The following is a 10,407-nucleotide window of genomic DNA, read 5'->3' as shown; positions in this document are numbered from 1 at the left end:
ACTCCGCACCTGCCGCACCACGTCGAACGAGGTGCAGCCCGCGGGCTTGTCGATGACCAGGACGCCGTCCATGCTCGCCTCTACCGGCAGCCGCGAGCGCGACTACCAGCCTTCCTTGTCCTTCACTTCGCGCAGCAACCGCTCGATGCGGTCTCCACGCTCCAGCGACTCGTCGAAGGAGAAGAAGATCTCCGGCGACACGCGCAGGTTGACCGCCTCGGTGACCTCGCGGCGGATGAAACCCTTGGCCGCCTCGAGTCCCTTCTGGGTGTCCTTGCGCTCCTGCTCGGTGCCAATCATCGAGTAGAAGACGCGCGCTGTCTTCAGGTCCTGCGACACCTTCACGCCCGTGAGGGTGATGTAGCCGATGCGCGGATCCTTCAACTCCCCCCGGGTGAGGATATTCGCGATGGCCGCCTGAATCTCCTGCCCCACCCGCTCCGGCCGATTGCTGGTACTCATTTCTTCTCCCAATCCCTCGGGTTGCGCAGGCTGCGAGCACGGGCCCGCGCCTCCTCCAACGAGTCCGGTCGCTCCGTCGGCGAGCCAGCGCGACCCGCCTCCGAGGCTGGCCGCTTGCTCTCCCGGCCGTCGTGCCGGCGCTCCCAGTCCACCATCCCCTCGGCCTCGGCGAGGGAGCGATCTCCCCGGTTCAAGCCGGCGATGAGCTCCTCCACATCCGCCTCCGGGCCCGCCTCCTCGTCCTCGCCGTCCTCGAACTCCTCGGACGGCGCTTCTTCATCCCGCTCATCGGGCAGGGGCCGACCGGGGGTGTAGAGCGTGTCCCCGAAGCCCATGATCTCCGTCTGACGGGAGATGAGCGGCGCTACGTACATCTCCTCCACGAAGTGGATGATCTTCTCCATCTGCTCGTCGACGTGACGGCGGTCGTTGCCCACCACCGCCAGCGCGAGCGTGGCCTTCTGCCAGAGATCCTGATCATCCACCTCGGCGACGGCCACGTTGAAGCGGGCCTTCACCCGATCCGTTATCCGGCGGAGCACCTGCCGCTTGGCCTTGAGGGAACCGCTCTCTGGAATCTGCAGGGTCAGACGAGCGACACAGACGAACATGACACGAAGCCCTCAACCCGGTGACCACGCCTGGACGGCGGGCCACCGGGTGCGTTCCGGTGGTGGAAGACAGCGGCCGGAGAGGACTAGCTCAGGCTCGGCCGCGTCTCCTCGATCTCGTAGGCCTCGATGATGTCGCCCGGCTTGAGATCGCTGTAGTTCTCGATGCCGATACCGCACTCGAAGCCCTGGCCGACTTCCTTCACGTCGTCCTTGAAACGGCGGAGCGAGGCCATGCGGCCGGAGAACAGCTGCTTGCTGTCGCGCAGCAGGCGGACATAGGCACCACGCTTCATCACACCGTCGAGCACCGCCGCACCCGCGATGGTCCCCAGCTTCGGCACGTTGAAGGTGTTGCGAACCTCGGCGCGACCCAGCTTGCGCTCGGTGCGGATGGGCTCGAGGAGGTCCTCCATCGCCTTGCGCACGCCGTCGATGAGCTCGTAGATGATGCCGTACGTCTCCAGCTTCACCTCCTGAGCCTTCGCGGCGGCCTCGGTGCCGGACTCGGGCTTGACGTTGAAGCCCAGGACCAGACCCTTGGAGGCGGCCGCGCGCATCACGTCGCCCTCGGTCATGGCGCCCACGCCCGAGTGGATGATCTCCACGCGGACCTTGTGGGTGGAGAGCTTCCGGACGGCCTCGCTGACAGCCTCGGCCGAGCCCTGCACGTCCGCCTTGATGACGAGCCGCAGCTCCTTGGGACCGCCGCCCGCCTTCGTCTTGGCGAAGAGTTGCTCGAGCGTCTCGCGGGTGTCGGCCTTGCCGAGATCCGCCTCGCGACCCTTCATGGCGCGGTGGCTGGCGATCTCCTTCGCCGCCTTCTCATCGGCCACGGCGTTGAGGGTGTCACCCGCAGTGGGCACGCCGGACAGGCCGATGACCTCCGCGGAGTAGCCCGGGAGCACTTCCTTCACGCTCTCGCCGCGGCTGTTGTTCATCGCGCGGATGCGGCCGAAGTGGGTGCCGGTGACGATGGCGTCGCCCACCTTGAGCGTGCCCTCCTGCACCAGCACGGTGGCCACGGGACCGCGGCCCTTCTCCAGCTTGGCCTCGATGATGGCGCCCACCGCCGGACGGCTCGGGTTGGCCGTGAGCTCGAGCACCTCGGCCTGCAGCGCGAGGTTCTCCAGCAGCAGGTCGATGCCCATCTTCTGCTTGGCGGACACGGGGACCATGATGGTCTCGCCGCCCCACTCCTCGGGCGTGAGCTCGTAGTTGGCCAGGTCCTTCTTCACGCGATCCGGGTTGGCGCCCGGCACGTCCATCTTGTTGATGGCGACGACGATGGGGACCTCGGCGGCCTTGGCCTGCTTGATGGACTCCACCGTCTGCGGCATCACGCTGTCGTCGGCGGCCACCACCAGCACCACGATGTCCGTCACGTTGGCGCCACGGGCGCGCATGGACGTGAAGGCCTCGTGACCCGGGGTATCCAGGAAGGTGATGTCACCGCGCGACGTCTTCACCGAGTAGGCGCCGATGTGCTGGGTGATACCGCCGGCCTCGCCGGAGGCCACGTTGGCGGCGCGGATGGCGTCGAGCAGGCTCGTCTTGCCGTGGTCGACGTGGCCCATGACGGTGACGACCGGCGGACGCGGACGCTCGTCCTCGGGACGCTCCTCCACCTCGGGCAGGAAGTCCTCGACCTCGAAGCCGGCCTTCTCCACGCGCCAGCCGTAGTCGGTGGCGAGCAGCTCGGTGGTCTCCGAGTCGATGATCTGGTTGGCCGTGGCCATCTTGCCCAGGCCCATCAGCTTCTTGATGAGCTCGGTGGTGCGCACACCCATGCGCTGACCCAGGTCGGACAGGGCGATGCCCTCCTGGATCTTGATGACCTTCTTCTCCTCGGCCATCTGGGTGATCTGCGTCTTGGCGCCCTTCTTGGTGGGCTTCTTCTTCTTGCCGCGCACCGGGATGGTGACGCGACCCCACACGAGATCGGAGATCTCCTGCTTGGAAGGACCGCCCTCGCCACCCGGACCGCGCTTGCCGCCGCGTCCAGCCTTCTCCTTCTCCTTGTTCTTGGAGACGTCGACGAGCTCGCGGCCACGGCCCAGGTGATCCGGGACGACCTTGAACTCACGCACCTCGCCGATGGCCTTCTTGCCCGGGGCCATGGGGTACTGCCGGCCCTGACCCGAGGTGGGCGTCACACGGCGCACCTGGATGAGCGGGCGCGAGATGACGACGGCCTGGGTGGCCGTGGGCCGCAGCGAGCGGGGATCCTGCGTCACCGGCTGGTGCGGCACGCCGCCGACCATGGTGGTACCCGGCGCGCCGGGCTGACCCGCCGCCCCGGAAGCACCGGAGCCCTGAGCGGGGACGCCCGGGCCCGAGGGACGCACCGGACCGGAGACGGGACCCCCCGGACGCTGGTACTGGCTGGGAGCGCCGCGCTGGTACTGGCTGGGAGCGCCACGACCCTGCTGGCCGGGACCCCCGCGATTGTACTGGCCGGGACCGCCCGGACGACCACCCTGCTGACCAGGACCGCCGGGACCACCCGGACGACCCTGACCCTGACCCGGACCACCGGGACGGCCAGAGGCCATGCCGGGCGCACCCGAAGAAGATGCCCGATGGGCACCAGAAGACGGATGCGAAGGCGTCCGGACAGAGGGGGGAACCGCCGAAGGCGGGCGGGGTGGCAAGCTGGGTGACTCCTTGACAGAGGGAGGCTGCTGAGCGGCGGCAGCCGGGGCACGCGAGGGCTCCGCGGGACGCGGCGCCTCGGTGGTGGTGGCGACAGGGGACTGCGGCGCGGCGGGGCGCGAGGGCTCCGCGGCGGCGGCCGGCGGCTGAGCAGCGGCGCGGGGCGCCTCGGCGGCAGCGACGGGCTGAGCAGGGGCCGGCGTCTCCGCGGGGGCAGCCGGCTGAGCGGCGGCGCGGGGCGCCTCGGCGGCAGCGACGGGCTGAGCAGGGGCCGGCGTCTCCGCGGGGGCGGCCGGCTGAGCGGCGGCGCGCGGGGCCTCGACGGCGGGCGGGGCCTCGGCACGAGGAGCCTCGGCCACCGGAGCCTCGGCGCGAGGAGTGTCGGCCACGTGAGCCTCGGCGGCCGGCATCTCCGCGGCGCGGGGCGCCTCGGAGGCCTCTCCCTGCTCGGACATGTCACCGGACGGGGAGCCGGGGCTCGGCGCGGCCTTGCGGCGCACCACGAAGCCCTTGGCCGCCACAGGGGCCGCGGCCTGCTTCGGCTTGCGCTTGTCCAGGATCTTCTGGACCGCGGCCGTGGCCTGGTCGTCCTCCAGGGAGGACGAGTGGCTCTTGACGTCGTAGCCGAGCGAAACGAGCTCGGTCACGACCTCTTTGGTGTCGAGCTCGACCCCATGGTCCTTGAGCTCCTTGGCAATCTCGTGAACGCGCTTCTTCGACATACCTTGCTTGGCCTTTTGCTCCGCCGACAACCGGGCGCAGCACCCTAATCCAAAAATGTGTGCGAGTGGTGCCTAACGCCCACTCCCCCCGGCTGCTCACCGCGAGGCCGGTCCCGACTCCAACGCCTGCCCGAGTACTGATGGGTCAACCAGACCCACCTTCCCCCGGAAAGCCCTGCCAAAGGCCTTCCGTTTCACCGCCGCCGCCAGGCACCCGACACCACAAAGGTAAGCCCCCCTCCCGGGGACCCGCCTGGCCCTGTCCACCACCACTCCACCCTCGGGGCCCACCGCCAACCGGGTGAGCTCCTCCTGCGCCCGCCGGGCGCCGCAACCGATGCAGCATCGCACCGGTCCGGCGTTCGCCGGGAGTTCTTCTTTTCTACTACTACCGGAACGAGCCTTCAGGCGCATCCCCCCTGCCGTCCAAGCAAGCGTGAGACCCTACTACGCACCCGCCGGTTCGGCCGCCGGGGAAGAGGACGAGCCGCGCTCGGCATTGAGCTCCGCCCGGAGCTTGGCCTCTTCCACCAAATAGTTCTCCGCCGCGCTCTTGAGCTGGCGGGCCTTCTTGATGCCCACCCCGGGCACATCGCCCAGCTTGGCCAGGTCCTTCTCGTTGGCCAGCTCCTCGACCGTCCGGTAGCCGGCCAGGCCGAGCTGCTCGATGGTCTTCTCGCCCATGCCCCGGACGCGGGCCATGCGCTCGGTCTGACTGAGCTCGTCCGGATGACGACGCGCCTCGGCCTGCCGGGCCTGCTCGCGCTCGCGCTCCATGCGCGACAGCTCCGCCGAGTCCAGCGACATCTGCTTGCGGGCTTCCTCCTGCATGGCGGGAATGCGCGACGGGTCCACCCCCGGAATCTGCGACAGCACCTCCGGATTGGCCTCGGCGATGTCCTTGGCCTGACGGAAGCCGTGGGCGTAGAGGGTCTCGACCAACATCTCGTTCACGCCCGGCAGGGCGCCGAGCGAGCGGTTGGCGAACTCGCGCATCTCGCGCACCCGGCTCTCACTGTTGATGTCCAGCTTCCAACCGGTGAGCTGAGCGGCCAGGCGCACGTTCTGCCCGCGGCGGCCGATGGCCAGGGACAGCTGGTCATCCGGGACGATGAGCTCCATGGCGTGGTTGGCCTCGTCGATGATGACGCGGCTCACCTCGGCCGGGGCCAGGGCGGCGCACACGAAGCGCGCCGGATCCTCGTCGAAGGGGACGATGTCGATCTTCTCGCCGCGCAGCTCCTGCACCACCGCCTGCACGCGGCTGCCCTTCATGCCGACGCACGCGCCCACCGGGTCCACGTCCGAGTCCCGGCTGGACACGGCGATCTTCGCGCGCCCGCCCGGCTCACGCGCCGCGGCCTCGATGACGACGATGCCCTCGGCGATCTCCGGCACCTCCATCTCGAACAGCTTGGTGAGCAGGTTCACGGAGGCGCGGCTGAGGACGATCTGCGGGCCCTTGGACTCGCGCAGCACGTCCAGCACGTAGGCCTGGACGCGATCGCCGGCGCGGTACGTCTCGCGGGGCACCTGCTCGCGCACCGGGAGCACCGCCTCGGCGCGGCCCAGGTCCACGATGATGTTGCCGCGCTCGAAGCGCCGGGCGATGCCGGTGACGATCTCGTTGCGCCGGTCCTTGTACTCGTTGAAGACGTTCTCGCGCTCGGCGTCGCGGGTGCGCTGCAGGATGACCTGCTTGGCCGTCTGGGCCGCGATGCGCCCGAAGCCGCGGCGGAACGTCTTGAGCCGGAGGATGTCGCCGTACTGGTCGTCCTGGGCCTTGGCCTCGGCCGCGTCCTCGTCACGGTAGAAGATCTGGAAGACGAGCTCGTCGCCCGGCTCCACTTCCATGCCCTTCTTGTGGGCCTCGTCGAGGGAGATCTGGTTCACCGCCTGGACAGGGTCGGTGATGGTCTCCACCACGGTGATGGCCTGGAAGAGCTCCACCACGCCCTTGTCCGGGTCGTACTTCGCCTCGAGGTTGCGCTCCTGGCCAAAGTGCTTCTTGGCCGCGGTCGTCATCGCGTCCTCGAGCGTGGCGATGAGCACGCCCCGTTCGATGCCCTTGTCCTTGGCCACCTGGTCCAGGACGAGGTTGAGGTTGATGTTGGGGTTGGCTGGCGTGGGCATCATCTTCTCCAAAGGTTCCACGGGCGCGCCCGCGCGAGGGCGCACCCTGTATGTGGACTGCTAGAACTCGAACTCCAGATTGGCCTTGGCGATGTCCTTGAAGGAGATGCGGAAGCTGCCCGCCCCTTCCACGTCCACGCTGATGGCGTCGGCCGCCACCTCGGTGAGCGTCCCGGTGAAGTTCTTGCGCGGCGGCTCCCCGATGGGACCGAAGGTCTTCACTTTGACCTTCTGACCCTTCACCCGCTCGAAATGCACGGGCTTCTTCAGGGGCCGGTTCACTCCGGGGCTGGAGACTTCCAGGTTGTACTCGTGGGGGACGAGGTCCTCCACGTCCAGCACCGTGTCCACCGCGCGCGACACCTGCGAGCACTCGTCCAGGCCCACCCGTCCACCCGGCTTGTCGATGAACAGGCGCAGGACCCAGCCTTCGTGCTCGCGGACGAACTCCACCTCGAGGAGCTCCAGCCCCTCGCCCGCAACGAGGGGCTCGAGCAGCTCCTGTGCCCTTGCCTCCACCGTTTGCTTGATGTTCTCCGCCATAGGCCGCGAAACTGCTTGACTCCAAAAACACAAAAAGCGGGCGCAGCGGCCCACTTTTCGAGGAAACTGCATCGAAAAATGTCGGCGGCGTCCGTAGCACACGCCACCCCGGGGTGCAAAGGTTTACGCACCCCTGTCATGCCATCCAACAGTCCCCCCCGGGGTAGGGATTCCCAGGGTTTCCGCGAACGGGGACCCGTTATAACGACCGCATGCACCTCATCGCCGCAGCCCAGATGGTGTCCACCGCGGACAAGGTCCACAACCTCGATTCGGCCACCCGGCTCGTGAGGCGGGCCGCCGACCTGGGTGTCCGCCTGGTGGGCCTCCCCGAGAACTTCAGCTGGATGGGGCCGGAGGGCGAGCGCGCCGCCGCCGCCGAGACGCTCGAGGGCCCCACGCTCTCGCGCATGGCCGAGCTGGCACGCGAGCGCCGCGTCACCCTCCTGGCCGGCTCCATCCTGGAGCAGGGCGCGCCCGGCGGTCGCCTCTACAACACCACCGTCCTCTTCGGGCCGGACGGCTCGCGGCGGGCGGTGTACCGCAAGATTCACCTCTTCGACGTGGACGTGGGCGATGGCACGCCCTACCGCGAGTCCGAGGCGGTGGCCCCGGGCGCCGACGTGGTGGTGGCGGACACGGACATGGGCCGGCTGGGCCTCTCCATCTGCTACGACCTGCGCTTCCCCGAGCTCTACCGCCGGCTGGCGCGCGAGGGCGCCACCTTGCTGGCCGTGCCGGCGGCCTTCACGCTGATGACGGGCAAGGACCACTGGGAGGTGCTGCTGCGGGCGCGCGCCATCGAGAACCAGTGCTACCTCTTCGCCCCGGCGCAGGGCGGGCGGCACTCGGCCCAGCGCGTCACCTGGGGCCACGCCATGGTGGTGGACCCCTGGGGGCTGGTGACGGCCCGCGCCTCCGAGGGCGAGGGCCTGGCCGTGGCGCCGGTGGACCCCGAGCTGCTCGCTCGCATCCGGAAGAATCTGCCCTGCCTGCAACATCGACGACTGGACTGAAGCGTCCAAGGGCACGTGATGTGCCCCCTGGGTCCCGGGACCATTCCCCTATACACTGCGTGGCCGGACCCCCCCAACCGTGAACATTCGCTGCTCCCACATGGTGTTCGTCCTCGCGCTCGCGGGCCTGTCCGTGGGCTGCCCCGCCGATGAGAAGCCCGCGGCCCCAGTGCAGGCGCCCGCCGCACCTCCTCCGGTGCGACGCGCCCAGCTCAAGGGGCTGCAGGGGGACGTGAAAGTCAAACGCGCGGCGGGGGATGAGTGGCTCCCCGCCCAGGAGGGCCTGCCCCTCTTCGAGAACGACAAGGTGCGGACCGTGGCCGGCGCGGGAGCACAAGTCGTCTTCGCCAACGGCAGTGTGGTGAACCTGGGCGAAGACGCGCTGATCGGCATCGCGGAGACGCGACCGAAGCCCGGTCAGGAGCGCACGGACCTCACGGTTCTGCGCGGGCGGGTGGATGCCGAGCTGGAGGATCCAGCCCGGCAGTCACTCTCCGTCACCACGCCAGCGGCCACCGTCCGGGCCGGAAGGGAGATCGTGTTCCAATGAAGGGTTCCCTCCTGCTGGCCATGCTCGCGCTGGCGCCCGCCGAGGCCGTCGTGCGCGATGGAGAGTCACTCGCCCAGGTGGCCCAGCGCACGCTGGGAGACCGCGGCGGTGCCAGTGAGCTCAAGGCGCTCAACGGATTGAAGGAAGACGCGGTGGCTCCGGGCACGAAGCTGAAGCTGCCAGGGCCGGACCGGGCTCGGGCGCAGAACGTGCTGGAGACGGCGCGCAACGCGGTCAAGCACGCGGACGCCAAGGCGGCCCGGCGCGAGGAGGCCGAGGCCAAGCTGAAGGAGGCCGAGGCCCACTTCCAGCACGCACGCTACGAGGCCGCCGCCCAGACGGCGGACGGGGCGTGGAAGCTGCTGTCGGCGAGCGGCTCGCAGCCCACCGGCTTCACGGTGGCGGTGGCCGACGACGGCACCACCACGGTGAAGTCCACCTCCGGGCAGCCCGTGCGCGTGGAGGCCGCGGGCGTCACCCAGTCGGTGGACGTGGGACAGGTGGTGCGCGTGGACAAGGGCCAACCGCCCTCGCCGCCCCGGCCTCAGCTCGGCGTGCCCCAGCCCACCCAGCCGGCCGACAAGCTGAAGATGACCGTGCAGCCCGCCAAGGGCGGCCTGGGTCCCGTCACCCTCGCCTGGCGCGCGGTGGAGGGCGCCGAGGGCTACGAGGTGGAGCTGGTGCCCGTTCGGGGTGAGAAGCGGGTGCTGACCGCCTCCGCGCCCCAGGTCCGGGTGGCGCTGCCCGCCGGCGCCTACCGCTGGAGCGTGCGCGCGCTGACCCGCGAGGCGCGCTCGGCGGCCTCGCCCGAGCAGGGCTTCGAGGTGGCCGAGGCTCCAGCCAAGGGCATCAACATCGAGGTGCAGTCCACGAAGTGGAAGTAGCGAGGGAGGAGCGTCCCCATGCGGCTCTTCAAGACCATCCTCCTGCTGATGTTGGTGGCCAGCCTCGTGCCCACGGTGATGGTGGGCTGGCTCTCCGTGTCCGACACGCGCGAGCTGCTGGTGCGCGACGCCCAGGAGCTGGCGCAGGAGCGGGTCAAGCAGCTCAAGCTGAAAGCGGAGGGCTTCCTCGCCGAGCCCACGCGCGCGGCGATGGCCATGGCGCGCGTGCCCCACTTCTTCACCCTGCCGCTGGAGCAGCAGCAGACGTACCTGCGCGCGGTGCTCAACCAGAGCCGCGAGGTGCAGGCGATCACCCTCTTCGGGCCCGACGGCAAGCGGCTGCCGGGCCTGCAGGCCTTCGCCGTCAATGACGTGCCCCCCACCGCGCTGGCCGAGCACGAGGCCCGCGCCGTGGCGCTGATGGAGGGGCTGAGCGGCCTGGGCTTCACGGACGTGGTGTGGCGCGCCAGCGGTGAGGCCGTGGTGACGTTCGCCTTGCCCGTGGGCGAGCCCGCCCGGGGCTACATCGCCGCGGACGTGTCGCTGGCGGAGCTGCAGGCCATGCTCGCCCAGGAGCGCGTGGGCAGCACCGGCTTCGTCTACCTCGCCGACGCCAAGGGCCACATCCTCGCTGGCGGTGGCGGGCTGGTGGCCAACCAGGACGTCTCCCAGCGGCCCGTGGTGGGGCACCTGCTCCAGGGCGTGGCGCGCAGCCCGGACACGGACATCCTCCACGTGGGCAACTTCGGCGAGGGCGAGGACGCGGTGGTGGCCGCCTCCGCCACGCTGGCCGACCCGCATTGGGCCATCGTCTCCGAGCAGCCGGTGGCG

10 protein-coding genes are annotated in these 10,407 nt (G+C 69.8%); 4 read left to right on the top strand and 6 right to left on the bottom strand.

Going from position 1 to position 10,407, the window contains the following annotated elements:
* Positions 1-102: 102 nt before the first annotated feature.
* The 6 genes from rbfA to rimP all read right to left on the bottom strand — a co-directional run bounded on the left by rbfA (position 103) and on the right by rimP (position 7,126).
* On the bottom strand, positions 103-462 hold the full coding sequence (rbfA, locus tag VF697_RS42705; protein WP_331104432.1) for a 30S ribosome-binding factor RbfA: 360 nt from the start codon (positions 460-462) through the stop codon (positions 103-105).
* On the bottom strand, positions 459-1,073 hold the full coding sequence (locus tag VF697_RS42700; protein WP_331104430.1) for a DUF503 domain-containing protein: 615 nt from the start codon (positions 1,071-1,073) through the stop codon (positions 459-461). The genes rbfA and VF697_RS42700 overlap by 4 nt, the downstream gene beginning before the upstream one ends.
* A gap of 86 nt (positions 1,074-1,159) precedes the next feature.
* Positions 1,160-4,450, bottom strand: coding sequence for a translation initiation factor IF-2 (gene infB, locus VF697_RS42695; protein WP_331104428.1), 3,291 nt, complete (start codon positions 4,448-4,450; stop codon positions 1,160-1,162).
* A 96-nt stretch (positions 4,451-4,546) separates the two neighbouring features.
* On the bottom strand, positions 4,547-4,864 hold the full coding sequence (locus VF697_RS42690) for a YlxR family RNase P modulator (RefSeq protein ID WP_331104426.1): 318 nt from the start codon (positions 4,862-4,864) through the stop codon (positions 4,547-4,549).
* Between the two features lie 33 nt (positions 4,865-4,897).
* The gene (nusA, locus tag VF697_RS42685; RefSeq protein ID WP_331104436.1) at positions 4,898-6,583 is read right to left on the bottom strand and encodes a transcription termination factor NusA; all 1,686 of its coding nucleotides are present in this window, start codon (positions 6,581-6,583) and stop codon (positions 4,898-4,900) included.
* Between the two features lie 60 nt (positions 6,584-6,643).
* Positions 6,644-7,126, bottom strand: coding sequence for a ribosome maturation factor RimP (gene rimP / locus VF697_RS42680; RefSeq protein WP_331104424.1), 483 nt, complete (start codon positions 7,124-7,126; stop codon positions 6,644-6,646).
* Positions 7,127-7,338: 212 nt separating this feature from the next.
* Here rimP and VF697_RS42675 point away from each other — a divergent pair, with 212 nt between their 5' ends.
* From VF697_RS42675 to VF697_RS42660, 4 genes are all read left to right on the top strand, one after another.
* Positions 7,339-8,142, top strand: a complete 804-nt coding sequence (locus VF697_RS42675) for a carbon-nitrogen hydrolase family protein (RefSeq protein ID WP_331104422.1) — start codon at positions 7,339-7,341, stop codon at positions 8,140-8,142.
* A gap of 100 nt (positions 8,143-8,242) precedes the next feature.
* Positions 8,243-8,692 (top strand): FecR family protein, encoded by a 450-nt coding sequence (locus VF697_RS42670; protein WP_331104434.1) that lies wholly within the window; start codon positions 8,243-8,245, stop codon positions 8,690-8,692.
* Positions 8,689-9,576: a LysM peptidoglycan-binding domain-containing protein gene (locus VF697_RS42665; protein WP_331104420.1), complete on the top strand. Its 888-nt coding sequence runs from the start codon at positions 8,689-8,691 to the stop codon at positions 9,574-9,576. Before VF697_RS42670 ends, VF697_RS42665 begins: the two co-directional genes overlap by 4 nt.
* Positions 9,577-9,594: 18 nt before the next feature.
* Positions 9,595-10,407 (top strand): cache domain-containing protein (locus VF697_RS42660; RefSeq protein ID WP_331104418.1); only part of this gene is annotated, 813 nt, incomplete at its 3' end.

The sequence above is a fragment of the Archangium sp. genome (assembly GCF_036388035.1).
In the GTDB taxonomy this organism is placed as follows: domain Bacteria; phylum Myxococcota; class Myxococcia; order Myxococcales; family Myxococcaceae; genus Archangium.
Note: the sequence above shows the minus strand (reverse complement) of the source record. Positions and strands in the feature narration are given on the sequence as shown.